Genomic DNA, 25,007 nt, shown 5'->3' with positions numbered 1-25,007 from the left:
CCGCAAATACCCGCCGATTTGGTTTTTCTTTTTAGGCCTGTCCTGACGAGCCGAAACCACCTGTGCGTTCCAATCCTTCTGCTTCATCTTGGTCGGCTTTCAGGAACTGCAGGAAGATACCCTGGCCGATGCGGTCGCCCTTGCGGATGACTTTGTCGCGCAAGCCGAAATTCAGGAACTGGAAGTAGATATGCCCTTCGTTGCCCTCGTTATTGTAATAATCCGCATCCACAATGCCCACACCGTTCGGCAGCACGATGAAATTTTTCAGCGGATTGCTGGAACGGTTCGTCAATTGCAAGTATTCGTCTTCCTGCATGTAGGCTTTGATCCCGGTAGGCACCAAAAGCGGACGCAAAAGCTGTTCTTTCTTTTCGAGCGCCTCATCTTTGTCGCTGCTGAAGATTTCCGTAAGATGCGATCCTGCGCTTTGCACGACCGTCTTCCAGATCGCCGGCAAGACGATTTCCTCGGCTGCTTCAAAATCGTATCCCGCTGCGTGCTTCGTTGCACGCTTGGGCAATTGGATGTTTTTATCGGTATAACTGCTGATGACTTCAAAACCTCTTTTGTTCATGGATCAAAACTCCTTTTTCTCTCTAGTATCGCTGTATCGATCTCTCCTGCATCAAAGAACCATTTTACCAAAACAACCGCGGTTTTTCACGGTTTAGTTGTGTGCTTGGCCTTTCCTAACGCCATCGGGGCGAGCGCTATATACACTATAGCAATGAATTGAGACTTTTCCTTGAACAATTCCTAATATTTTTCTAAAAACTTTCCGCATCAAGAAAGCGCCTTCGGCATAGTGCACAAAAAACCATCGACTTTTTTGGGCAGTTTCCCGTGGTCATGGAATCCGCTTTCAAATAAGATAAGGACATAAAAGAAAGCCAAAAAAAATCAAAAGGCAGGTACAAATACATGGTAGAGATCCAATTGAACAGCATCCACAAAAAATATGACAATTCCCCAAATTATTCCGTGACAGATTTCAACTTGCATATCCAAGATCGTGAATTCATCGTCTTTGTTGGTCCTTCCGGTTGCGGAAAGTCAACGACGCTTCGTATGATCGCCGGTCTGGAAGATATTTCGGAAGGCGAATTGGTCATCGGCGACACCGTCATGAACGATGTGGCACCGAAAGACCGCGACATCGCGATGGTTTTCCAGAACTATGCACTATACCCGCATATGACTGTATTCGACAATATGGCTTTCGGTCTGAAACTGAGAAAGTACAGCAAAGATGAAATCAAAAAGCGTGTTGATAATGCAGCGGACATCTTAGGTTTGACGGAATACTTGGACCGCAAACCGGCAGCTTTATCCGGTGGTCAAAGACAGCGTGTCGCCTTGGGTCGCGCAATCGTGCGTGACGCAAAAGTCTTCCTGATGGATGAGCCGTTATCAAACTTGGATGCAAAATTGCGTGTGGCCATGCGTGCTGAAATCGCAAAATTGCACCGTCGCCTGAATACGACAACCATCTACGTAACCCATGACCAAACCGAAGCGATGACCATGGCGGATCGTATCGTCATCATGAAGGATGGCTTTGTGCAACAGATCGGCAGCCCGAAAGAAGTTTACGATACACCAGTTAACGTTTTCGTAGCTGGATTCATCGGATCGCCTGCCATGAACTTCTTCAACGTAACGCTGCAGGATGGCGTCATCACAAACGGCGAAGGGCTGAAATTGACCTTGCCGGCCGGAAAACGCAGAGTCCTGGAAGACAAAGGCTACAACGGCAAAGAACTGACTTTCGGCATCCGTCCCGAAGATATCCAAAGTGAGCAGATTGTTCTTGATACCAACCCGACTTGGGCTGTCAAAGCGGAAGTGGTCGTATCCGAATTATTGGGTGCTGAAACCATGCTTTACAGTAAAGTCGGCGCAACAGAATTCATTTCCCGTGTGGACGCGCGCGATTTCCATTCGCCAGGCGAAGTCATTGATTTGGCCTTCAACATGAACAAGTCCCACTTCTTCGACAAGCAATCCCAAGATGTGATCACCATCCCTTAACCAGAGGATGGCCGGTATCACCTTAATTACGCTTACCAGTTCTAACCTACCCTCCCCCCATAGAAAAAGGCGAGCCGATGACGGCTCGCCTTTTTCTTATGGAGTTGTTGCTGTTTTTTTGAAAAAATCTACCCTTCCACCGCGGTGTCGTCGAAGGCTTCCTCCGGAGAGATGCCATCCTTCACCCAGACCGAAATCGAACCGGCTTTGACAGGGAAACGCCCATTGCCGTCCTCAGCGATTTCGACTCTATCTTCGCGATTGCCCGTGTAGTCCGCGAAAGTCTGTCCGGCATATTGTTCGCCTACATACATATCCTTGAAGCCTTCTTCACTATTGGAAATGACTGCCGCCAAACCGTACGGATGCTCCTCATTGCCCAGACGAGTCCAGCCGACGCAGTTGCTATGGTCGAAGTAGTCGCGTTGTTCGCCGTAAGCATGGTTCGCGCGCAGATAGAGCAGTTTATCCAGGAAGGTTTTCTGTCCGTCGATCGGATGGGCACCTTTGATGCCGTAATAATCGCCGTAGAACAGGCACGGAAATCCTTGTTCGCGCAAGAGCGTCACGCCGTAAGCCAACGGTTTGAACCAAGGCTCTACAAAGGACTGCAAGGCTTGATCGGGTTGTGAGTCATGGTTGTCGACAAACGTGACCGCATGGGTCGGATTTTTGGCGACCAGCGTTTCCTTGAACAATTCACGCAAATCGTAATCCTTGCCTTGCTGGGACGCAACGTGGAAATTCTGGTGCAAGGGGACATCGAACAGATCCAAAGAGAAGTCGGTCGCTTCCAAGTATTCCTTGATTGTCCCATAACGGTATTTCCAATATTCTCCGACCACATAAAAATCATCGCCATGCTGCGCGCGGATCGTCTCAACAAACTCTTGCACGAAATTGTCATTGATGTGTTTGATGGCGTCCAAGCGGAAGCCGTCGACGCCGGTTTCCTTGATGTACCAGTCCGCCCATTTTTTGACTTCTTCGACGACTGCGGGGTGGCCGTAGTCGATATCGGCATACATCAAATAATCATAATTGCCGTATTCGCTGTCGACACTCTCGTTTTCCGTCCAGCCTTTTTCGAAGCCCTTGATCATGTAGATGGCTTCTTTGCCGTTCTCGTTATTAAAGTCCGTTCCGGTGAAATGCTCCCATGACCATTTGAAGTCGGAATATTTGTCGCCGCGGCCCGGGAACGTGAATTTCGTCCAGCCTTCGATTTCGTAGGAATCGGACTGCTTTTTCTGACGGTTGTCGGGATCCACTTCATAAGCAAGGAAGCGTTCCGTTTCATCAGCGCCAGCTTTATGGTTCAAGACGACGTCGGCATAGACAGCGATTCCTTCTGCATGCAAGGCTTCGATTGCAGCCAAGTATTCTTCCTTGGTTCCGTATTTTGTACGGACGGCCCCTTTTTGGTCGAATTCACCTAAATCATAGAGATCGTAGACGCCGTAGCCGGTATCGTTCGTCCCTGTCGCTTTGTAGGCCGGAGGAGTCCAGACAGCCGTAATGCCCAGCTCCTTCAGATGTTTTGCATCCTCCTTCAGGCGATTCCATAATTGACCATCATCATCCAAATACCATTCAAAATATTGCATTATCAATCCATTTCCTGCCATACGAACACTGCCTTTCGTTCATTCTAGATTTGTTGTAGTCTACAAAATGCTTTTTGCTCTTCTTATTATACACTCTTCTCTTCCATTTGCATTTTGGGACACCTGCCGAGCGCCGGTTTCTTATTTGCGGGGCAAAATGCTTGCGTCTTATGTCGGGCGCCGGTATACTGAAATTAAGTTAGCTGATCGCTGATTTCTTTTTTTGTCTATATATCTCTAATTAGGAATATACGAAACAGAATACACAACGAAATGAGGAACCAATCCATGAACACATTAAGAGGAATTCACCACGTCACCGCCATCACAAGCAGCGCCGAAAAGAATTATGCCTTCTTCACGAACATCTTGGGCATGCGCTTGGTCAAAAAAACTGTCAACCAAGATGATATCCAGACTTATCACCTTTTCTTCGCCGATGACCGCGGCAGTGCCGGCACGGACATGACTTTCTTCGATTTCCCGGGCATCCCGAAAGCCGTCAGGGGGACCAACGAAATCTTCAAGACCGGCCTGCGCGTTCCTTCCGATGAAGCCCTGGATTATTGGGTGAAACGTTTCGACAAATATGACGTTACGCATTCCGGCATTTATGAGCAGTTCGGCCGCCGGGTGCTTGACTTCCAGGACTTTGATGAGCAGCTCTATCAATTGGTTTCCGATGAGTCGGACACCGGCGTGGCTCCCGGAATCCCGTGGCAAAAAGGCCCTGTTCCGAATGAATACGGCATCCGCGGGTTGGGACCGATTTTTGTCCGCATCGCTGATTTCAATTTCTACAAGCAAGTGGTGGAGTCTGTTCTGGGCTTCCGCCATGCCGCTTCCGATGGAGACATCCATGTCTTCGAAGTGGGCGAAGGCGGAAACGGCGGCCGCATGATTGTGGAGCACAACGATTCCATGGGACAATCCAAACAAGGTTTCGGCAGCGTCCACCACATGGCTTTCCGCGTGAAGGACCGCAAAGATTTGGAAGAATGGATCGAACATATGGGTGCTTACCGTTTTCCGATTTCTGGCTATGTCGACCGCTTCTACTTCGAATCGCTCTACGCCAATATCGCGCAAGGCATCCTCTTCGAATTTGCGACGGAAGGTCCCGGGTTCATCGATGATGAAGAACCTTACGAGACACTGGGCGAACGCTTGGCCTTGCCGCCTAAATTCCGTGATTCCCGCGAAGAGATAGAAGGGTTGGTGCGCCAATTCGATACCGTGCGCAGCACGAAGACTTTCGAAAAAGAATATTTGGACTAACAAAAAAGCAGAGGCTATCTCATTTTCCGAGACAACCTTCTGCTTTTTTTGCATTTTAAACCGATTGCGCTTCCTTCAGCACCAAACAGACACTTTGGTAATCGCCGTGCAAAGCATCCTTCAGGTAGAGGCCACGGTTCATCAGCTCATCGCCGCCGATAACCCCTTCATATCCGCTGACGGTGTAGAATTTAGAGGCATCCAAGCCTTTGAACAGCACTTTTTTCTTCTTCAGGTTGGCCCGGTCAAGAACCCGGTAGTAGAAATAGAGCGCCTCGTCCTGCTCGGGACTCACAAAGATCCATGCAGCCTCGTTCTGCGTTTCGAAAGGACTGAGGATGCGGTGGAAGACACCGTATTGAACGAGTGCACGGTGTTCCTTGTAGAAGCTGATCTGCTCCTTCATCTCCTGTTTCTCTGCTTCTGAAAGCGTCGTGACGTCCAGTTCGTAGCCAAGATTGCCGGCCATCGCCACATCACCGCGCATCTTCATCGAAGTCATTCGGTGCACTTGGTGATTTGGAATGGCAGATACGTGCGAACCCATGCTCGAAATCGGCATGACGAGGCTAGTGCCATACTGGATTTCCAGGCGGGCCACCGCATCGGTGTTGTCGCTTGTCCAAGTCTGCGGCATATAGTAGAGGATACCCGGATCATAACGTCCCCCGCCGCCCGAGCAGCTTTCGAAGAGGATATTCGGATATTTCGTCACTAGCGCCTCCATCACTTCATAAAGACCCAGCATGTATTTGTGCAGCATTTCCCCCGGCAACGCGCCTGGAGCGGCAGTTCCGATTTCGGTCATGTTGCGGTTGTAGTCCCATTTGATGTAGTCGATTGGCACTTCATCCAGGATCTGCATCATCTGCGCCAGGATATTGTCTCGCACTTCTTTGCGGCTGAAATCCACCACGTACTGGCTGCGGCTAAGTGACTTTTCTCTTCCGGGCGTATGGATGCACCAATCTGGATGGGCGCGGTAGAGGTCGCTGTCTTCGGAGATCATTTCCGGTTCGAACCACAAGCCGAACAGCATGCCCTTCGCCTTGATGTTCTCTGCGAGTTGCTTCAATCCAGCCGGCAATTTTGCGGTGTGGACATGCCAATCCCCCAGCGAGGAATAATCATCGTCCCGTTTCCCAAACCAGCCATCGTCAAGTACGAACAGTTCAACCCCCAAAGCAGCTGCTTCATCAGCCATAGCCTCAATCTTTTCAGCTGTGAAATCGAAGTAGGTGCCTTCCCAATTGTTAACGAGAACAGGTCGTTCTGCAAATTGATGCTGGCCACGGATCAGATGTTTCTGGTAGAAGGGATGCAGCGTTTGCGACAAGCCGTTCAGGCCATTTTCGCTATAAGCCAGCACGACTTCCGGCGTCTGGAACGTCTCTCCGACAGGCAAATGCCATTGGAAATGGACCGGATTGATTCCCATCTGGACGCGCGTCTGCGAATAGGTGTCGACTTCGACATTGGCTCTGAATTCGCCGCTGTAAACGAAATGGAATCCGTAGACCGCTCCCTGATCTTCCGTCGCCGTTTTCTCCGCCAAAGCCACGAATGGCTGATAGGCATGGCTCGTGGTTCCGCGCTTGCTGTCGAGCGTATGGATGCCACGGACGAGCGGCGTGCGCACGACTTGGCGTTCCCTTCCCCAGGCACCAGGCAATTGGATCATATCGAAAGCATCATCCGGGAAATCGATGGACATGCTCAAAGCTTTGTTCAGATGAATCTCTCCAGTTCCGTTGTTGCGGAAACTGGCCGAACGCGTCAGCACCGGATAGTCGCGGAACAAGGTGTAGCTCAAAACGACCTCCACTTTTGTGACGGTATCCTCCAAGGTAAGCAACAACGTTTCCGCCGGTTCTTCCGTTGTTTCATACGTCTGCGGCAAGCCATGCAGCGGCTGCTTACCCGCCACGATTTCATGGCTCTTGTAGGTCAAGAGGCTGACGGTCGTTTGATCGGGATACAGGCATTCGAATGCCGATTCCCGGAAATCGCCGCTCCCATTGCCCGGAAATTCCTGCGGCAAGGTCGCCAGCGAAAATTCACGGCCGGGCACCTCGAACGGATTGGGCGCAAAAGCATTGTCTTGGCGCGGATAATCAGCCACTTGGGAAAAGCTATTGATCCGTTTTCCCCAATACTGATGAGACACATATTTATCTTCTTCCAGTGCAATTACATAGCTCACTGATTCGTTCTGCAAATGAAAGCATTTTTTTGTTTCATCAAATGTTATCGTCACAGTCATCACTCCTTGGCTCTATTCATTTTGGCTAAAATATTTGTTTTTCTCCTGCTCCAGTCCGGTGAAGGATCGAGAATGTATTTGTAGGCAGGTCGACCGTCAGGCTGGCCGCCTCTTCGGCAAGGGCCCACGTTAAAGTGAAGGCACTGTCGTCGATTTTGGTTATTTCCAAATCTCCATCGAAAGCTTTGGCCGTATTGCGGAAAGACAGCAAGCGGAAGAGGTCTTTTACGACCGGCCGCTCGATTTCTCGCCCGATTTCGTCCAGGCTGTAGTAGTGCCGATTGATATTGCGGCCTTCCATGCTATTTTCCAGCAGCTCCAGATCGTTTTCGCCGGCCAACAAGCCTACGTAATAGATCTGAGGGATCCCCGGAGTGAAGCACTGGATCGCGCGCGCCAACAGATAGGCGGCATCGTTGTTGCCCAAAGCCGAATAGTACGTGCAGTTGATCTGGTAGATGTCTAGGTTATTGTAGGCCTCCGAGCTGTAGATCCGCTTCAGATTGGCGCCCTTTTCGTAAAGGGCTTCGACCGCGAAGTCCACTTCTTCCTGGGTAAGCAGATCCTTCACATCGACGACACCGATGCCGTCATGCGTGTCCAAGGTTGTGAATTGGTCGCGCGGACAGATGTCCAGCCAGTGCAGCAGTTTCTCCGCTTTGCCGCTGTAAAGTGCATGCAGCACGAGCATCGGCAAGGCAAAATCATAGACCGGATAGCCTTTTTCGGCGATTTTTTGCTGGATCGTGTAGTGCTCATGGATTTCGGGAAGAACCGTCACCTCATAGGGTTTCAGGATTTCCACTGCGTATTCCAGCATCTCCCAGATTTCGGGTTCCACAAAGAAGCAATTCGTATCCAATTCCTTGATGGCGTAGGCGAATGCGTCCAAGCGGATGATCGAAGCCCCTTTGTCCGCCAGAAAACTCAAGGTATCCTTGATGAACCGGCGCGTCGCTTCGGTCTTCACGTTCAAATCGATCTGTTCTTCCGAGAACGTGCACCAGACTTTTTCCGTCGTGCCATCCTTGAAATAGGCATCCACGTAAGGCGCTTTGGGTTTGCGTTTATAGATCAGGTCGATGTCCGCATCAGTCGGCCGGTTCTCCGGCCAATAGTCGTTGTAGCGGATGAAGTAATCCTTGTAAGGCGACTCTTCTTTTTTCTCAAGAAAGTCCAAATAATAGGGCGATTGTGCGGAAATGTGGTTGAGCATGAACTCATACATCATGTAGTATTTTTCGCTGATGCGCTTGATGTCTTCCCAGCCGCCGAACCGCTCATCCACTTTCGTGTAGTCCATCGGCGAAAAGCCGCGGTCGCCGGATGACGGGAAGAACGGCAGGATGTGCACGCCGCCGACAACCCCTTTCAGATGGGTGTCCAGTACGTGTTCCAGATCCTTCAGGTTATTGCCCAGACTGTCCGGATAGGTGATCAGCATCGCTTCATTTTTTATCTTCATTATCGGTTACCTCATTCTCAAATATCTTTAGATTGTACCTTTTATTGGTGATGTCTAGCAGGCAGAGCGGGGTTGGTCCGCTTTTCTTCTTATTTTCCACCCGTTGTGGCGATGCCTTCGATGAATTGTTTTTGGAATATGATGTAAAGGATGATCATCGGGATGATCGCGATGACCGATCCGGCCATCAGTTGCGGATAATTGGTTGTGAATTGTCCTTGCAGGCTGGCCAATCCAGCCGACAGCGTCATTTTGTCCTGGGACATGTTGACGACGAGTGGCCACATCAAATCCTTGAAAGCGAACAGAGACGTGAAGATGCCCAAAGCCACCAAGCCGGAACGCGCCAACGGCATATAGATGCGGTAGAATACTTGCCAGGTCGTCGCACCATCAATCGTTGCGGCTTCCATCAGTTCATCAGGCAATTTTATGAAAAATTGGCGCAGCAGGAAAGTTCCGAAAGCGGAGACGATGCCTGGGATGACCAAAGCGGAGATTGTGTTCAAAAGTCCCAGATTTTGGACCAACAAATATTGCGGTGTCAGATAGATCTGCGAAGGGATCATCATCTGTGTCAGCACGATGGCGAAAAACAGGTTCTTTCCTGGGAAGGACAGTTTCGCAACTGCAAAGGCCGCCATGGCGCTGAAGAGCGTCGATGTCAATACCCTGAGCGCGATCATCAATCCTGTATTGATATAGAAACTGACGAACGGCAAGGAATCCCATACCGCCCGATAGTTCTCGACTTGAAACACTTGCGGGAAAATTTGCGGCGGTATTTGTGTGGATTCGCTGATTGTTTTCCCCGAGGTCAAGACCATCCACAAGAACGGCACGACCATCAGCAAGGAGCCGATGATCAGCACGATGTGGATCAATGCGGTCGTTTTATTCATTTTTATCTTCATATTTATTCACTCCTAATCGTAGGTGACCCATTTTTTCTGCGCCAACAGCTGAATGCCGGTGATCGCCATGATGATAAGAACCAATGAGATGGCAACAGCCGAGCCGTAGCCTTTGTCATTGAGCACGAATGATTCATTGAAGAACATATATACGAGTGATTGCGTACTCTTCAGTGCTAAGTTCGTGCGGTCGAACATCATGAAGATGACATCGAACACTTGTAGGGCACTGATAACACTCGTTACGGAAACGAAAAACAGTTGCGGCGAAAGCAAAGGCAGTGTGATCGAGAAGAATTGCTTCAGCGGTCCAGCGCCATCCACAACAGCCGCTTCATAATATTCTTTCGGTATTTCCTTCAAACCTGCCAACAGCAGAATCATGTTGTAGCCGACATTTGTCCAGATTCCGACGATGATGATCGACCAGATTGCCACTTCAGGATCGGTGATCCATAAGATGTTTCCGGAATAACCGAGTTTATCCAGCACCGCATTCAGCAAGCCGTATTCCGAATTGAACAGCCAGCGCCAAACCATGGCCACGGCTGCCGGGGCTGCGATCATCGGCAGGAAGAAAATCGTACGGTACAGTCCGACCGCTTTTATCTTCGTGTTCATCAATACCGCAAAGAAAAGCGACAGGATCATTGTGATGGGTACTTGGATGGCGGCGTAGAAGAAGGTATTTTTCAATGATTGCCAAAATTCAGGATCTTTCAGCATCTGCAGGTAGTTGTCCAGCCCGACAAAGGTTGAGGTGCCGAACGTACTCACACTCTGGAAGCTCATATACAGCGACTGGAACAACGGGATGACGTTCAGGATCAAAAGCCCGATCAATGTTGGAGCGATAAAAAACCAGCCCCACATCGCCATCTTCCTTTTGCGTTCCTTAGGTGTCACCGTTCTTACCGTTTTTTCTTTAGGGATTGTTACATCCGATTTCATCACATTCACCTCTATATATTTGAAAGCCACTTATAGGGCTAGTCCCCATAAGCGGCCTTCTATTTTTTATTTTTCGTTCGCCAAAACTTTTTCAACACCAGCGACGATATCCGCAGCGACTTCTTTAACAGTCGCTGTACCGTCGAATACCGGCATCAAGGCAGTGTTTTCGACATCTTCCCAACGGGCTGTTTCTGTGGAGTAAGGCTTGATGTAGGCATTTTCCATTTGATCCACATAGACTTGCATATTGAATTGGCTATAGGCATTTACAAATGTCTCTTCAGTTCCTTCATAAGCCGGAATTGCCGCACCATTCTCGCCTTGCAGGCGCATCGCTTCCTCTGTTCCCAGGAATTCAACGAATTTCAGAGCTGCTTCTTCATTTTCAGTTGAAGACGCAACGGAGTTCGCCAAGCCATTGAACAGTGTTGCCGCTTGTTTGCCTTTCGGTAATGGCGCGACATCAACATTGGCAGCCGTATATTCGTTATTCGCCATTTCCCCTGTCATCCAAGAGCCGAAGAAGCCCATCGCGCCGCGTCCTGATTGGAAGAATGATAAGTTTGTGTTCTCAGCAAATTGACTTTGTGTTGGCGACACACCATGTTTCACGCTCAAATCCGCATACCATTGCACAGCTTCGATTGTTTCGTCCAAACGGAAACCAGATTCAGTCTTGTCATCGGACAATACGTAGCCGCCGTTCTGGAAGATGAAGTTATGGTAGCCTTCCTGTCTGTTCAATGGCGCCAGGATGCCGTATACGCCGTTGTCGGGATCGGTCAAGGTTTGAGCAGCTGCCAACATCGTGTCCCAAGTCCATGTTTCATCCGGATAGGCAACGCCCGCAGCGTCGAACAGCGTTTTGTTGTACCATAGTGCGATTGTGTCGTAATCTTTCGGGATACCGTAAAGCGCATCGTCAGCAGAATACAACTCGACCAACTCTTCTGGGAAATGATCTAAAGAAGTCACTTCGCTGTTTGCGTAGGTTTCCGACAGATCCATCAGGACGCCACCCGTTGCGTATTTCGCGATTTCGTTGGAGTGCATCCAGAATACATCCGGCATGCTTTCGCCTTTTGCTCCCGCTTCCAATTTGGTCCAGTATTGATCCCAAGGTGTCACTTCCACTTTTACGTCTATGCCCGGGTTCTCCGCTTCGAAAGCTTCCGCTATCGCTTCCATACCCGGTTGTTGGATTTTGTCCCAAATGCCGTAAGTGATGGTCACATCACCCGAATCGTTTCCGCCGTCGGAACCGTTTCCGCACGCCCCTAAAACAAGTCCTGATAATAACACTGTAGCTAATGATACTTTCTTCCAATTCTTTAACATCTCTTCTCCACCTTTTCTTTAATCTATAAAATTGTATAGTTGAAAACAAAGGAACTTTTAGACCATAGAAAAATTGCGCATAAGCTATTCAAAAACAACCACCTTGTAAACGTTTACTTGTTTTGATGTCCTTATAATACCAAATATAAGAGGCCTCTGATAGATATTCAACCATACAAAAACATACATTTTTGTTGATTTTTAAATAATAAGGATGTATACCCAAAGGATATTGCTGTTAAAGCAAAAAGGCCGGACCTGCCCGGAACCGGCTTTTCAGCGGTGCCAAACAGCCGAACCTTTGTTGTCCACCTTACCTTGCTGTACTATTTCGTTTTGACTTTCTTTACATAAGCCCTCGGAGACATCTCCATCTTGCTTTTGAAGATGCGCGTGAAGCTCAAAGGATTTTTGTAGCCGACCTTCTCGGCGATCTCGGCAATGCTGAGATCCGTCGTTTCCAGATATTCACGGCTTTTGAAAACACGGAACTCAATCAAATATTCATGCGGCGTACGGTTTGTCGTTTTATGGAAAACCGAAGTCAAGTAGGAATCGTTCAAAGACAATTCCCGGCTGATGTCACCGATCTGAAAATCGACATCCCGATACCTGTCTTTAATGATTTCAAGCGCCCTTTTTGTATATTCGACGCCTTTGTTGATTTTCTCAATCTGTTTGATTTCGGTGCCGTTCAGATCGTGCCCCAACAGGCTCAACAGAAGGTACAATTGCCCTTGCAACCGCAGCCGCGACAAGATATCAAATGGATTGGCCGCCATGATTTCCTGCATCATCTCTTTTACTTGGCCGAAATTTTTCACATTCCCAACCGGATGCGAAACCCGGAATCCGATGGCCTCAAGCAAGGCCTCCAACTGCTCGCCTTGCATGCCGATCCAGTAATATTCCCAAGGATCCTCTTCATCAGCTTGGTAATAGGTCATCACGTTCGGATAGATGATGAAAAATTGGCCTTCTTTCAGATTGAACCGGCTGTTGTCAATCTCGAAGTAGCCCTTACCCTTCATAATGATATGGATCAAAAAATATTCCCGGACAGTTGGTCCGAAACTATGGTTGGGAGCACACTCCTCTTTTCCTTTGGTTGTGTAATAAAGGTCTCTATAATAGATTTCTTCTTTAAAAAAATCCTCATCCATTTTCATCACCTCGGTCTTATTCCTCTTAAAGCTGTTGCTCTCATTATAGAATTGTCTCGTTGCTATAGCAAACCCGCCTTTTTATCCGCAGCTAGCTTCCCACATGAAATTCCGCCCTTTCGCAATCACACATTCTCTTGTACAATGAGAAAAGATTGCCCGCATCGGGCAGATCCCCAACAACCTAGATAAGCCCATACTTTTACTATAGATTTGGAGGCACCACCCTTGAAAAAGACAATATTCTCCGCGATGCTCCTTCCGCTTTTCCTGCTTTCCGCCTGCGGGACCGCTCTGCCGGGGGAAGAAGTCATGCAGAACTTGATCAACCGTTCCGCCGACCTCGACAGCTACCACCAGTTGGTCGCGTTGACCACAACGACTGCTAAAGAGGACCTGAATGGCGCTACAGCGGTGAACGAGCAGTACACAACCGCCGATGCGACGCTGTTCCCGGAAGAAAAGACTGGTTACGGAAAGCGGATAGACAAAAACAGCGATTATCCCGCCACAAAATCCGAGTTCTATGTGACCCCTGAAGTGGGTTACATCCGGATCGAAGATGCCGACTGGACCGCTTATGCCACCCCCGATGTCCCATTGGCAAGTCTGCAGGTCTATCCGCTGGAGACTTTTATCGAACTGAGCGGAATCATTGAAGAATATGGCACCCTTGAACTGGATGGGGATGAGTATTTGCTGAGCTTTTCCGGCAGCGATGATACGATGAACAAAGAGATCAACTACCTGTTCCAGACCTTGCCCTCCGAGCAGACCGATTACGAGATCGCTATCCGTCTGGATGCCGAAACCTTCTATCTGAAAGCATTTTCCTATCTTTCCACAGTAACGCAAACTGATCAGAAAACCATTGTTACAACGGAATTGACGGGCGAGTTCGACCTGTACAATCAAGCAAAAAAATTGAAGGCTGCGCCTGACTTCGATTCAGCGGATACGACTGCTGAGACGGCAGATTCCTCGTTTTGATAAATAAATCACACCAGTAAGTCAACCCGTGCCCTGTCCTCAGGGTGCCGGTTGACTTACTGGTGTATTATCCATATAATACACTTATACATATGTTTTTTACCCCATGTGTATTAACCACTTAATACACTCGATCGGGAAAGGCAGGTGGGAAAAGTGATTTTTGATAAAAGAAGTCCGGTCTATGAACAGATTATCGAAATGCACAAGCAAAAAATCGTCAGTGGCGATTTCCAGCCGGGGCAGGAAATACCCTCACGCCGGGAACTGGCCACACAATTGAAGGTAAATCCGAATACCGTACAGCGTGCCTACAAGGAAATGGAGGGGCTTGGTTTGATCTATACAGATGGAAATTCTCTCAGCAAAATAACGGACAGTCAAGCGAAGATTCAGACATTAAGGAAAGAGACACTGGAAGATGCCTTAATGGCGTTCATCGAAACGGTACGGACAATCGGACTGGAAGATGAGGCGATACTGAACTTAATCAAAACGCGCTTGAAGGAGGTGCACCCCAATGATTGAAATCAAGAATTTGGAAAAAAAATATGGAAAACGAGCAATTTTGGAAGATGTCAGTTTTACCATCAAAAAAAACGAGGTGACTTGCCTGACAGGAATGAACGGTACCGGAAAAACAACCCTCATGAATTGCGTCATGGGCCTGGTGCCGCGCAATAACGGTTCGGTCACGATCGACGGGGAGGACATCCAGCAGCAACTGTACGAAAAGATCTCCTATATCCCCGACTCACTGACGATGCCCCGTGGGATGACTATCGCGGAGTCGATGCAGTTTATGAATACCTATTACCCGAATTGGAATACCGCCAAAGCGGATGAATTGCTTTCATTCTTCCGGTTGGAACCGGATATGCAGCTGAAAAATCTATCCAAAGGGAACAGCGCAAAAGTGAATTTCTTGCTGGGGCTTTCTCTGGATGCGGACTACTATTTGATGGATGAGCCTTTTTCCGGTATCGATGTCTTTGCCCGGGAGGATATTCTGGAGGTCTTCACCAGCAAATTCGTGACGGACAAAGGCGTCCTCATCGCCACCCACCATATGGATGAGATCGAAATGTTGCTGGATCGAATCGTCATGCTGCGCAACGGTCGCGTCGTCAAAGACTTTTACGCAGAAGACATCCGACAAACCGAAGGAAAAGCGATTATTGATGTAATGCGGGAGGTGTATCAGCCATGAAAAAATTTATGGAACTATGGTCATTTGAATGGAATCGGGCTAAACAATTCTATGGCTTCCTGTTAGCTTTTGTTACAAGTCTGCAGGCTTATGCCGTCTTTCATGAGTACAACTTCTGGAAAGATGGGTATGAGAGCTACCGGCAACAAGGGGTCGCTCCAATATCCGAACAGTATGTACTGGAGTCTGGGAACATCACGATCGCAGTCGTGACAAGCAATTCATTTTTTGTTTTTTCAATCATGACGGCCGTTTTCAGTCTGCTCTTCTATGCTGCATTTATCTGGTATCAGGACTGGACGGGAAAAAATCGTTTCTCTTTCCGTTTGCTCAGTCTGCCAGGCAGCCGTTTTGCTGTGTATGCAGCAAAATTCGCGACGATTTGGCTCCTGATCACGGGACTGCAAGTTTGGCAGATTGGGCTTTTGTATCTGGAGGAGCTGGTCTTTTCGGGACTTATCCCGGCGGACAGCTATTTGGAGATTCCTTTGCAGATGGCATCCACTAGCGCTTCCCCATTAGCACTTGCTTTACCAAGTCTCTTTTCCAATTATCTGCTCTATTATACTATTGGCTATACAGCGCTCACTTTTGGATATACATTCATCCTGATGCACTTGAGCGGACGTTGGAAAGGCGTTTTCTTGGCCGGCATTCTCGCGGTCGGACTTATTGCCGCGATGGTTATCTTCTTGCGTACGGGCATCACAACGCGCTTATATGCGGAAGAAAAATATTGGGTGATGATTGCCGTGAGCCTGGTGCTCTTCCTATCTGGGACATGGATTAACTATCGGTTGCTTGAAAAACGCATCAGCGTATAGAAGGAGGACAAAAATGAGAAAACAAACGATTTTATTGCTGAGCCTCCTCCTGCTTGTCGTTCTCGGGGGGTTCTACAGCCAACCACTTTTGGCGAAGGAAGATTCTTTGCAAATCGATATCGAGACAATTTCCGGTGACGATGCAGCAGTGGAAGGCTTGACCTATTACGGAACGGTTAATACGCAATGGGAAACAACCACACTCAGCTTGGACAACTCAGGGTTGCGCAATTCCGAAACACGGCGGCAGGATGCGTTCTTTCAGGATTACGCAGACAGCGCCGTATTGGCATGGCGTGCCGACTACCGTCCCTTTATGCGCGGCAAGAATACCTACTCAGGATATTATGCAGAAACGGAAAAAAATCTGTATTATGCAGAGGAAGAAAATGACGGATTTTTGCTGGAGACATTGGATAAAGCGAGCGGTACTGCTTCAGAAATACTGATTGCCTACCCGGAAACAACGCAACAAATTTATTACTCCGTCAACCGCACTTTATTTCTGGACGGAAAAGTGGTCATCGAATACAGTCGTTATAGTAACTATTCGGATAGCCTTGGCACTGACATCATTATCTGTGATCCAATCAGCGGCACGTTGGAAGAGCATTTCATCTTCGATATGCCTGCAGATATTACCGGCTACCAGAGCATTTCGACGGCAGTTTTGACTCAGGGCGATCGAGAAGGCCTCTTAGTGATGGCGCGGATCGAACAAACCGATTTGGAAGCTACGGAATACGCACCCTTAGATGCTTCAATGACATTTAAGCGCTACGATTGGGCTACGAAGCAATGGACAGATCTTACTAATTCCGATGCTGTTTTGATAGAATCCCTGCCATATGCGATCAAGGACGGCATTTTCTATCAGTTGCAGCAAACAAACGGCAATTGGACGCTTCAAGCGGTCGACCTTATGCAGGATGAAGTGTTGGAAACGATTGACCTTGAAAATACTGGCGATTGGGAACGCACTCCGGTTATGGATTGGAAAATCCTCGTCGCAGGCAATCGGGTGATCCTGACGCAGACTTATTTGGAACCCGGCCAGACTTCCCAGTTGGCGGCATTCGATATCGGGACTGGAGAAATGCTTTACAATGGTGAAATAACCAGTTCACTAGAGACCGATGAAGTAGCGGATATGCTCTACTTTGATAGGATTGTGTATGAGCCTTAAACCATAAAAGAGAAAAAGAACAAGCTTCCATGATGGAGGCTTGTTCTTTTTCCATTTCTCTTGAGTTCGTGCGGACTTTGCTTAAGGCAACTTTTTGCCTGCAGCCTTGTAGAGCTCATACCACTCGGTGCGGCTCAGCTCCACATCGGAAGCTTTACAGATGGCGGCGATGCGCTCCGGGTTCATGCTGCCGACGATCGGCTGCATTTTAGCTGGGTGACGCAGCAACCAAGCGATTGCGATCGCTTCACGCGATACCCCTTTGTCCTCGGCCATCGCTTCGATTTTTTCATTCAACTCCACATAATCGGGATGATCGAAGAACAGCCCCTTTTTCCCGTTTCCGACTTGGAAAGGCGACCATGGTTGGATCGTCATGTCAGTGATGCGGCTGTACTCCAGGATCGACCCATCATGCACAAGCGATGGACTATTCATCATATTCACGTTGAAGCCTGCATCGATCATCGGCGCATGCGTCAAGCTAAGCTGCAATTGATTGATCAATAATGGTTGTGCGACAACTTTCTTCAGCAATTCGACTTGCATCGGATTTTGGTTGCTGACGCCGAAGTGACGCACTTTTCCTGATTTGTGCAACTCATCAAAGGCTTCCGCAACTTCCTCCGGTTCCATCAAAGTATCGGGCCGGTGCAAAAGCAAAGCATCCACATAATCGGTCTGCAGGCGTTTCAGGCTACCTTCCACCGAAGCGATGATGTGTTCTTTGGAGAAATCGAACATGACACCCGGTATGATGCCGCATTTCGTCTGTAGCATCACGCTGTCCCTTGCGATGCCGAGTTCCTTGAAGGCTTTTCCGAAAATCTCCTCCGAAGTCCCTCTGCCGTAAATATCTGCGTGATCGAAATAGTCGATGCCGTTGTCCACTGCCGTGCGGATGACCGTTATTGCCTCATCATGCGTCAAAGCGTTCATGCGCATAATGCCGAGCGAAATCTCTGATGCAAAAAGGCCTGCATTGCCGATGTTTATTTTTTTCAATTGTCATACCAGCTTTCATTTCGGATTTTCTTGAAAACGTTTCAATAAATTCAGTATAGCATTTTTGATGGCCATTCGTGAACTGAAGCGCATCAAAAAAGGCTACCGGATTCATCCAGTAACCTTTTTTGTATTTATGAGTAGCCATTCGCCCAAGGGACTTTTTCGCCAGCCTCGAGCGATTTTTGTACATCAATTATGGTTTGGTTGGAGCTGCCGCGGAATTTCAGCGTCAGATCCCGTTTTGACAGTTCGAAGCGGCCATCGACGAGCACATCCATCAAGCGCAGCAATTCCTGCTTATCCTCGGATTCTGCAGCCAGTTCGTCCCAATAGTAGCCGGTCCACCCCCAGATGTCCTTGGTCCAGCCGAACTCTGCCCGGATCCGCTGCGCAAGCCGCAGCGCGACCTTTGTGTTGAGGAATGGTTCACCGCCCAAGAGCGTCAAGCCTTGCACATAAGGCTGACGCAAATCGGCCATGATCTGTTCCTCCAACTCATCGGTATAGGCAATACCGTAGTCGAAATTTTGGACAATCTTGTTGTAGCAACCGGGGCAGGCGAACAGGCAGCCGCTCAGATAGATGCTGCAGCGCACGCCTTCGCCGTCGACAAAGTTGAACGCTTTGTAGTCCGCCACTTTGTCCTTGCTGTATGTTTCTGCCAACCATTCTTGCGGTTGCGGATTTTTCACTTCACATCACCTAACTGTTCTGATTACTGTTCTGACTTGCAATCCGCATGCAGATGTTTGACGCGTGCCGAAATTTCTTTGTGGCGACCGCGCACCATCGGCCGGATCTGTGGGTTGCCGAGATACCCGCATGTACGTTTTACGACGTCGCATGTCTGCGGATCGGTATTGCCGCATTCCGGGCATTGGAAACCGCGCTCGGTCGGATTGAAGTCTCCTTCAAAACCGCACTCCAAACAATGGTCGATCGGCGTGTTCGTTCCAAGGTAGCCGACCTTGTCGTAGGCGAAATCCCAGACTGTTTCCAAAGCTTTGGGATTTTGCTGCAGGTTAGGGTATTCGCAATAATGAATAAAGCCGCCTGAGCAATATTGCGGATATTCCATTTCGAAGGCGATCTTCTCGAAAGGATTCGGATTCTTACGGACATCATAATGGAAACTGTTTGTGTAGTATTCCTTATCCGTGATGTCGGAAATGATGCCGAATTTCTCTGTGTCCATGCTGCAGAAACGGTCGGTCAAACTTTCGCTCGGTGTTGAGTAGACACTGAAATGATAACCGTATTGGTTGCCCCAAGCATCCGTTTTTTCCTTCATCTTCTTGATGATGTCCAAAGTGAAGGCTTTCGCTTCCGGATTCGTTTCCCAATCCCCTCCGTAAAAGACGGTCGCCGCTTCATAAAGTCCGATGTAGCCTAAGGAGACGGTCGCACGTTTGTTTTTGAATAGTTCATCGACCTTGTCCGTTTCGCCCAGACGTTTCCCGAAGGCTCCGTGCTGATACAGGATTGGTGCGTTTGTAGGCGTCGCTTCTTTGGTGCGCTCGACACGGTAGACGAGGGCATCCTTACAGATGGCCAGACGTTCTTCGAAGATGTTCCAGAATGCTTCCGGGTTCCCTTCCGACTCCAAGGCGATTCTCGGGATGTTCAACGTCACGACTCCAAGATTCATCCGGCCGGAATTGACTTCATTTCCGTTTTCGTCTTTCCATCCCTGCAGGAAGGAACGGCAACCCATCGGCGTCTTGAAACTGCCTGTCAATTCAACAATCTTATCGTACATCAGCACATCCGGATACATCCGTTTCGTGGCGCAAGTGATGGCCAGTTGCTTGATGTCGTAGTTGGGATCCTGCGTCTCCAAGTTCGTGCCTTTTTTCAAAGCGAAGATCAGTTTCGGGAAGATTGCTGTCCGTCTTTCCTTGCCCAATCCTTTGATGCGCACTTGCAGGACGGCTTTTTGGATTTCACGCGCAAACCAATCCGTCCCCAACCCGAATCCGAGTGTGGTGAATGGTGTTTGTCCGTTTGAAGTGTAGAGAGTGTTGATTTCGTACTCCAAGCTTTGCATAGCATCATAGATGTCTTTGCGGGTTTTTTCTTCGGCATAAGCGATTTGTTTCGCTTCGCCTTCTACCCAATCCTTAGCCGTCGCCAGATGCTTTTCATAGTTCAGGCGCGCATAAGGTGCCAACACTTCATCGACCCGGTCCGCGCTGCAGCCGCCGTATTGGCTGGAAGCAACATTCGCAAAAATCTGGGCCATTTGGGCAGTCGCCGTGTTGACGGAACGCGGGCTATCCACTTCAGCATTGCCGATTTTGAAACCTTCACGGAGCATATTCTGGAAATCGATCAGGACACAGTTCGTCATCGGCGAATACGGTTGGTAATCCAGGTCATGATAATGGATATCGCCTTTCATGTGGGCGTTGGAAACGTGTTTCGGCAACATTCTCAAGCCGATTGCTTTCGCGGCCACTCCAGCCGTCAAGTCACGGATCGTATTGAAGACACGGCTATCCTTGTTGGCATTCTCGTTGACGATGCTCTGATCGGCATTCATCAGGCTCTGAATGCGCAACTCGATGTCTTGTTGTTGCAGCTTTTTGACTTTTTTCGTCAATTTGTAGGTATTGTAGGCTTCCGCTAATGGCAGATTTCCCATTTCGGCAAGCGCCGCTTCAACTTGATCATGGATATCATCGGTCGAAACACTTTCAGTTTCTGACGCGACCAGTTTGTCTACGACCAATGCCACGACAGCATCCACATCGTAATCTGTAGCCGCTTCATTCTGTTCAGACAAGAAACGCTCCGCTTTCTTGATCGCTTTGTATATTTTCTTGGCATGAAAAGGAACAACCCGTCCATCCGCCTTCAGCACTTGGATATTCACCGCTGCGTCATCGACTTGAAGATTCGTGCTTTCATTTAAGAAATCCGTTGGTAATGAAGCCATATTTTTTCCCACTCCTTAGTTAAAAATTAACCGAACATGCAAAAAAAGCTAATAAAAAGTAAGAGGTCGTTACAAAATGAGCAAGCTTTCCTTGCGGGGCGCGCTTCTCAAGTTGGATGCCTCCACTTAAAGTAGTCTCTGTTTTGATTCGCTATATATACTATATATCATCCACACTCAAATTTCCACCACAATATATAGTGTTTAAAAGCAAATTCCATCTAGAGTAGGCAGACACATTTCCGCCTGTTGGTCAATAAGAAAATGCCCTTAAAATGAATTGTTTGCTATTTCCTTATCAGACTCTCACATACATAGGCTGAACAGAAACAATAGTCAAATAAACTCAACTTATCTGTTTCGATTCCCGAACAATGCCTCTAATATTAAAAAAAGTGTTAAAAAACATATAAAGTACATAAAATCAATAGAATCTACTGTACTTTGGAAAAAAAAGCAGTTATACTATGACTTGTCAGAAATGTAAGCGATTCATTCTTTTTTTCGGATCCATTATCCGGTTTTTGTGCCGCAGGGATGTCAAAAGAATGAGCAGATAAAAGGGGGGAAATGCTAGTGTGGAAAAATAGAATGTTGCCTGAAATATCCAAAATTGCTAAATTTAGAATACCGGTCGGAGAAGGCCTATTTTTGAGACAGTGCGCTTCTTGGCAAAACCTTTTCCATCTGCCTTCATCTTATCGCTACCCGACTGGAAGCATCCAGGGCTATATTACACGATTGAATTGGACCGATGAATTTATCATTCTTGAAAAAGAACATAATGAAGCATTCGAATATTTTATTATTGATAGAAGAATTGAATCTGTAAAAGGCCCTTTTTCCATAGAAGGGTTCGAGAAGGCATTAAAAGAGGAAGCGATCGAGCTACCATTGATTGAATTATCGGAAATGGACTGGATTATCAACTTTTAGAAGATACCAAAAAATACAAAAAGCCGTAAGGGCCACATGTGGATCATGTGCCCTTACGGCTTTTTGCTGTCAAATCTTACTTTGCGCCGAATATCCCTGCTGATGTGACTCCGTTCTTGTCAGTGATTCTGACATCCGTCATATTCCCTACTCTCCCATGTCAGATTTTTTTTAATCATATTGACCAAAAAAACACTACTGCATCCAACATTCCTGCAATTTGATGAGAATGCAGATTAAAATTCTCATCAAATTAACATTCAAACGCTTGCAAACGCTAATTTAACAACTTTGTCATATATTCTGACATGGAGCGTAAGCAGGATATAGCATCAATAAAATTATTTCTATACACTAGGACTATGCTAAAACAGGAGGAGGAATTATTATGTTTTCATCAGTAGACACATTATGGACCTTAGTGGGAACGGTATTGGTATTCTTTATGCAAGCCGGTTTCGCGATGGTTGAGACGGGATTCACTCGCGCCAAGAACGCAGCGAACATCATCATGAAAAATCTTATGGACTTTGTGCTCGGATCGTTGGGATTCTTCCTCATCGGATACAGCATCATGTTCGGGGATGATATCGCCGGAATCATCGGAACCCCTGGCCTATTCATGGATGGACTTGATTCCACCATTCCCGGCTCCGTTCATTTCATGTTCCAGAATGTTTTTGCGGCAACTGCTGCCACTATCGTATCCGGCTCTGTTGCGGAACGAACAAAATTCAGCTCTTATCTCGTGTATTCTTTCATCATCTCCTTAATTATCTATCCGATCTCGGGTCACTGGATCTGGGGCGGCGGATGGTTAGCTCAAATGGGCTTCATTGATTTTGCCGGATCCACTGCCGTGCATATGGTCGGAGGCATATCTGCTATCGTGGGTGCTGCAATCGTCGGACCGCGTATCGGAAAATATAAAGATGGTAAAGCACAAGTCATTCCTGGACACAATTTAACAATCGGTGCCCTTGGCGTCTTCATCCTTTGGTTCGCTTGGTTCGGATTCAACGGTGCTTCAACCGTATCTGCCACCGGCGACGAAACGCTTGCCTTGATTGGTACTATCTTCTTGAATACAAATCTATCTGCTGTATCCGCTACCCTCGCCACTCTTTTATTCACTTGGGCAAAATATGGTAAACCGGACGTGTCCATGACGCTGAACGGTTCGCTGGCTGGGCTTGTTGCCGTAACTGCAGGCTGTGCCATCGTATCACCTTTCGGCGCTATAGCAATCGGAACCATAGCTGGGTTTGCCATTGTTCTCGCTGTTGAATTCGTCGATCAAAAGCTGAAGATCGATGATCCCGTCGGCGCTTTCAGTGTACACGGCGTGAATGGTGCATTGGGAACAATCTTAGTCGGTATTTTCGCAACAGATGGCGGTCTATTGTATGGCGGCGGGTTCAACCTGCTGGGAATTCAAACTTTGGGTGTCGCTTCTGTAGCAGCTTACACAGCCGGTTCCATGTACGTAGTCTTCAAGGTCATCCAAAAGACAATGGGTCTTCGCGTTACTGCTGAAGAAGAAATTGTCGGCATGGACGTCGCTGAGCATGGCTTGACTTCAAGCTACCATGACTTTGTCGCAACGACCGCATTCGAAGATTACGTGACGGACACCAAACAAACAGTCCCTGCTGTCCAAGAAGTGGATCTGAGTAAAGTTGGCGCCTTCAAGTTGGCGGATTCAGGCTTCACGATGAACAAAGTAGAAATCATCGCTAATCCGGATAAACTGGAGCGTCTGAAAGCGGAATTGAACGCTATCGGCGTAACCGGCATGACGGTCACATCCGTGCATGGTTACGGGCTCCAAAAAGGCCAACAAACCTTCTATCGTGGTGCGAAGGCTGAGGGCAACCTTTTACCGAAAGTCCGCATCGAAACGATCATCAGCGAAGTGCCTGTCGAAGAAGTCATCCGTGCCGCCCGTCGCGCTTTATACACGGGGCATGTCGGTGACGGTAAAGTCTTCGTTTCCCCCGTTGCCGATGCCTTCCGCATCAGCAACAGCGATTCAGGCCCTGCAGCCCTGAAATATTATTAAACCGAATAACGAACACCAAATGAAGCCAAGGAGCCGTCTCACTGCGAGACGCGCTCCTTGGCTTCATTTCTTTGCAGCAAACTATTTCCAGGTTTTTTGTTTGCCTGTGCTTTGCTATAATAAGGACTATGATGGTGTCTCTCCACCAATCGATGAGGAGGAAAACGCATATGTGGGTCATCAAACCTTTTGAAGAACTGACGGCGAGAGAACTGCACCTTATCTACAAAGAGCGGGTCGCTGTTTTCGTTGTGGAGCAGAATTGCCCCTATCAAGAGGTGGATGATACCGACCTCGTCAGCATCCACTTCTGGAAGCAGACGGAAGATCGGCTGTTGGCCTATGCCCGGCTGATTCCGGAACTAGGTAGTGTGCGCATCGGACGCGTTCTTGTCTCGCAAGGCGAACGCACCCATGGCTACGGCCAAGAATTGATGCAGGTCGTGCTGGAGTATGCAAAGACGCATTTCCCCGGACTTCCGATCCACGCGCAAGCACAAGCCTATCTGCAGGATTTTTATGGGTCTTTCGGATTCCGGCCCGTATCGGATGTCTATCTGGAGGATGATATCCCGCACATCGACATGATCATCGCTACGCAGAATAGCCAAACAGAAAGCAAAAACCAACAGGAGGAACATCGTGAATAAATATCTTACAGCAAGTATACTAGGCATCATCAGCATCGGAATCAACGTCTGGATCATGTATCAGACACGCTACGAAAAAGGACTGAACCCGATCACAAAGAAAAATCTGGAGAAATTATCCTACGCCCTGATTGTCGCCGCAGTAATGTTCATGACGTTTGGATAACCCAAAATAAAAAAGCCCATC

The 25,007-nt window shown here is 48.1% G+C and carries 22 protein-coding genes; 11 read left to right on the top strand and 11 right to left on the bottom strand.

All coding sequences use genetic code 11. The features are described from left to right. Positions 1-31 precede the first annotated feature (31 nt). Entirely contained in the window at positions 32-577 is a 546-nt protein-coding gene (locus AC0J5I_RS04755; RefSeq protein WP_475304345.1) for a dCTP deaminase/dUTPase family protein, read from the bottom strand. A 347-nt stretch (positions 578-924) separates the two neighbouring features. Between AC0J5I_RS04755 and AC0J5I_RS04750 the strand changes: the two genes are divergently transcribed. Then, a complete protein-coding gene (locus AC0J5I_RS04750; RefSeq protein ID WP_475304344.1) occupies positions 925-2,034 on the top strand; it encodes an ABC transporter ATP-binding protein in 1,110 nt (369 codons plus the stop codon). 128 nt (positions 2,035-2,162) lie between these two features. On the opposite strand, the gene AC0J5I_RS04745 is transcribed toward AC0J5I_RS04750, so the two are convergent. Continuing rightward, positions 2,163-3,641 carry an alpha-amylase gene (locus AC0J5I_RS04745; protein WP_475304343.1) on the bottom strand — a complete coding sequence of 493 codons (1,479 nt, stop codon included), beginning with the start codon at positions 3,639-3,641 and terminating at the stop codon, positions 2,163-2,165. A gap of 288 nt (positions 3,642-3,929) precedes the next feature. Here AC0J5I_RS04745 and AC0J5I_RS04740 point away from each other — a divergent pair, with 288 nt between their 5' ends. Continuing rightward, entirely contained in the window at positions 3,930-4,919 is a 990-nt protein-coding gene (locus AC0J5I_RS04740) for a VOC family protein (protein WP_475304342.1), read from the top strand. Between the two features lie 55 nt (positions 4,920-4,974). Here AC0J5I_RS04740 and AC0J5I_RS04735 read toward each other — a convergent pair whose 3' ends face one another. The 6 genes from AC0J5I_RS04735 to AC0J5I_RS04710 form a co-directional block, all read right to left on the bottom strand. Beyond that, positions 4,975-7,182, bottom strand: a complete 2,208-nt coding sequence (locus tag AC0J5I_RS04735) for an alpha-galactosidase (RefSeq protein ID WP_475304341.1) — start codon at positions 7,180-7,182, stop codon at positions 4,975-4,977. Positions 7,183-7,207: 25 nt separating this feature from the next. Next, the gene (gene gtfA, locus AC0J5I_RS04730) at positions 7,208-8,647 is read right to left on the bottom strand and encodes a sucrose phosphorylase (RefSeq protein ID WP_475304340.1); all 1,440 of its coding nucleotides are present in this window, start codon (positions 8,645-8,647) and stop codon (positions 7,208-7,210) included. 89 nt (positions 8,648-8,736) lie between these two features. Then, entirely contained in the window at positions 8,737-9,561 is an 825-nt protein-coding gene (locus AC0J5I_RS04725; RefSeq protein WP_475304339.1) for a carbohydrate ABC transporter permease, read from the bottom strand. A 12-nt stretch (positions 9,562-9,573) separates the two neighbouring features. After that, positions 9,574-10,440, bottom strand: coding sequence for a carbohydrate ABC transporter permease (locus tag AC0J5I_RS04720; protein WP_424899935.1), 867 nt, complete (start codon positions 10,438-10,440; stop codon positions 9,574-9,576). 138 nt (positions 10,441-10,578) lie between these two features. After that, entirely contained in the window at positions 10,579-11,853 is a 1,275-nt protein-coding gene (locus AC0J5I_RS04715) for an ABC transporter substrate-binding protein (protein WP_475304338.1), read from the bottom strand. Between the two features lie 326 nt (positions 11,854-12,179). After that, positions 12,180-13,022, bottom strand: a complete 843-nt coding sequence (locus tag AC0J5I_RS04710) for an AraC family transcriptional regulator (RefSeq protein ID WP_475305537.1) — start codon at positions 13,020-13,022, stop codon at positions 12,180-12,182. 222 nt (positions 13,023-13,244) lie between these two features. Here AC0J5I_RS04710 and AC0J5I_RS04705 point away from each other — a divergent pair, with 222 nt between their 5' ends. The 5 genes from AC0J5I_RS04705 (at position 13,245) to AC0J5I_RS04685 (ending at position 17,226) form a co-directional block, all read left to right on the top strand. Then, on the top strand, positions 13,245-14,006 hold the full coding sequence (locus AC0J5I_RS04705) for a DUF6612 family protein (protein ID WP_475304337.1): 762 nt from the start codon (positions 13,245-13,247) through the stop codon (positions 14,004-14,006). A 156-nt stretch (positions 14,007-14,162) separates the two neighbouring features. Then, positions 14,163-14,534, top strand: coding sequence for a GntR family transcriptional regulator (locus AC0J5I_RS04700; protein ID WP_475304336.1), 372 nt, complete (start codon positions 14,163-14,165; stop codon positions 14,532-14,534). Continuing rightward, the gene (locus AC0J5I_RS04695; protein WP_475304335.1) at positions 14,527-15,216 is read left to right on the top strand and encodes an ABC transporter ATP-binding protein; all 690 of its coding nucleotides are present in this window, start codon (positions 14,527-14,529) and stop codon (positions 15,214-15,216) included. Before AC0J5I_RS04700 ends, AC0J5I_RS04695 begins: the two co-directional genes overlap by 8 nt. Further along, positions 15,213-16,040 carry a hypothetical protein gene (locus AC0J5I_RS04690; RefSeq protein ID WP_475304334.1) on the top strand — a complete coding sequence of 276 codons (828 nt, stop codon included), beginning with the start codon at positions 15,213-15,215 and terminating at the stop codon, positions 16,038-16,040. The genes AC0J5I_RS04695 and AC0J5I_RS04690 overlap by 4 nt, the downstream gene beginning before the upstream one ends. Before the next feature lie 13 nt (positions 16,041-16,053). Continuing rightward, positions 16,054-17,226 carry a hypothetical protein gene (locus AC0J5I_RS04685; protein ID WP_475304333.1) on the top strand — a complete coding sequence of 391 codons (1,173 nt, stop codon included), beginning with the start codon at positions 16,054-16,056 and terminating at the stop codon, positions 17,224-17,226. An 81-nt stretch (positions 17,227-17,307) separates the two neighbouring features. Here AC0J5I_RS04685 and AC0J5I_RS04680 read toward each other — a convergent pair whose 3' ends face one another. The 3 genes from AC0J5I_RS04680 to nrdD form a co-directional block, all read right to left on the bottom strand. Beyond that, positions 17,308-18,231: an aldo/keto reductase gene (locus AC0J5I_RS04680; RefSeq protein WP_475304332.1), complete on the bottom strand. Its 924-nt coding sequence runs from the start codon at positions 18,229-18,231 to the stop codon at positions 17,308-17,310. Positions 18,232-18,365: 134 nt separating this feature from the next. Then, a complete protein-coding gene (gene nrdG, locus AC0J5I_RS04675; protein ID WP_475304331.1) occupies positions 18,366-18,926 on the bottom strand; it encodes an anaerobic ribonucleoside-triphosphate reductase activating protein in 561 nt (186 codons plus the stop codon). A 23-nt stretch (positions 18,927-18,949) separates the two neighbouring features. Further along, positions 18,950-21,172 carry an anaerobic ribonucleoside-triphosphate reductase gene (gene nrdD / locus AC0J5I_RS04670; RefSeq protein ID WP_475304330.1) on the bottom strand — a complete coding sequence of 741 codons (2,223 nt, stop codon included), beginning with the start codon at positions 21,170-21,172 and terminating at the stop codon, positions 18,950-18,952. 576 nt (positions 21,173-21,748) lie between these two features. On the opposite strand from nrdD, the gene AC0J5I_RS04665 reads away from it, so the two are divergent. From AC0J5I_RS04665 to AC0J5I_RS04650, 4 genes are all read left to right on the top strand, one after another. Then, a complete protein-coding gene (locus AC0J5I_RS04665) occupies positions 21,749-22,108 on the top strand; it encodes a hypothetical protein (protein WP_086986603.1) in 360 nt (119 codons plus the stop codon). 388 nt (positions 22,109-22,496) lie between these two features. Further along, complete coding sequence (locus AC0J5I_RS04660; RefSeq protein WP_475304329.1) at positions 22,497-24,170, top strand: ammonium transporter; 1,674 nt, start codon at positions 22,497-22,499, stop codon at positions 24,168-24,170. 170 nt (positions 24,171-24,340) lie between these two features. Then, positions 24,341-24,820: a GNAT family N-acetyltransferase gene (locus AC0J5I_RS04655; RefSeq protein WP_475304328.1), complete on the top strand. Its 480-nt coding sequence runs from the start codon at positions 24,341-24,343 to the stop codon at positions 24,818-24,820. Further along, positions 24,813-24,986: a hypothetical protein gene (locus tag AC0J5I_RS04650; RefSeq protein WP_475304327.1), complete on the top strand. Its 174-nt coding sequence runs from the start codon at positions 24,813-24,815 to the stop codon at positions 24,984-24,986. Before AC0J5I_RS04655 ends, AC0J5I_RS04650 begins: the two co-directional genes overlap by 8 nt. Positions 24,987-25,007: the final 21 nt, after the last annotated feature.

Source organism: Trichococcus sp. TS_SC_9, assembly GCF_056156325.1.
The sequence above is the reverse complement of the archived record's forward strand: the minus strand, read 5'-3'. Positions and strand labels throughout refer to the sequence as shown.

What these genes read in the sequence shown, in the direction of transcription:
- AC0J5I_RS04755 (WP_475304345.1), bottom strand. Translation starts at nt 577, where the DNA reads ATGAACAAAAGAGGTTTTGAAGTCATCAGCAGTTATACCGATAAAAAC.
- AC0J5I_RS04750 (WP_475304344.1), top strand. Translation starts at nt 925, where the DNA reads ATGGTAGAGATCCAATTGAACAGCATCCACAAAAAATATGACAATTCC.
- AC0J5I_RS04745 (WP_475304343.1), bottom strand. Translation starts at nt 3,641, where the DNA reads ATGCAATATTTTGAATGGTATTTGGATGATGATGGTCAATTATGGAAT.
- AC0J5I_RS04740 (WP_475304342.1), top strand. Translation starts at nt 3,930, where the DNA reads ATGAACACATTAAGAGGAATTCACCACGTCACCGCCATCACAAGCAGC.
- AC0J5I_RS04735 (WP_475304341.1), bottom strand. Translation starts at nt 7,182, where the DNA reads ATGACTGTGACGATAACATTTGATGAAACAAAAAAATGCTTTCATTTG.
- gtfA (WP_475304340.1), bottom strand. Translation starts at nt 8,647, where the DNA reads ATGAAGATAAAAAATGAAGCGATGCTGATCACCTATCCGGACAGTCTG.
- AC0J5I_RS04725 (WP_475304339.1), bottom strand. Translation starts at nt 9,561, where the DNA reads ATGAAGATAAAAATGAATAAAACGACCGCATTGATCCACATCGTGCTG.
- AC0J5I_RS04720 (WP_424899935.1), bottom strand. Translation starts at nt 10,440, where the DNA reads ATGGCGATGTGGGGCTGGTTTTTTATCGCTCCAACATTGATCGGGCTT.
- AC0J5I_RS04715 (WP_475304338.1), bottom strand. Translation starts at nt 11,853, where the DNA reads ATGTTAAAGAATTGGAAGAAAGTATCATTAGCTACAGTGTTATTATCA.
- AC0J5I_RS04710 (WP_475305537.1), bottom strand. Translation starts at nt 13,022, where the DNA reads ATGAAAATGGATGAGGATTTTTTTAAAGAAGAAATCTATTATAGAGAC.
- AC0J5I_RS04695 (WP_475304335.1), top strand. Translation starts at nt 14,527, where the DNA reads ATGATTGAAATCAAGAATTTGGAAAAAAAATATGGAAAACGAGCAATT.
- AC0J5I_RS04690 (WP_475304334.1), top strand. Translation starts at nt 15,213, where the DNA reads ATGAAAAAATTTATGGAACTATGGTCATTTGAATGGAATCGGGCTAAA.
- AC0J5I_RS04685 (WP_475304333.1), top strand. Translation starts at nt 16,054, where the DNA reads ATGAGAAAACAAACGATTTTATTGCTGAGCCTCCTCCTGCTTGTCGTT.
- nrdD (WP_475304330.1), bottom strand. Translation starts at nt 21,172, where the DNA reads ATGGCTTCATTACCAACGGATTTCTTAAATGAAAGCACGAATCTTCAA.
- AC0J5I_RS04660 (WP_475304329.1), top strand. Translation starts at nt 22,497, where the DNA reads ATGTTTTCATCAGTAGACACATTATGGACCTTAGTGGGAACGGTATTG.
- AC0J5I_RS04655 (WP_475304328.1), top strand. Translation starts at nt 24,341, where the DNA reads ATGTGGGTCATCAAACCTTTTGAAGAACTGACGGCGAGAGAACTGCAC.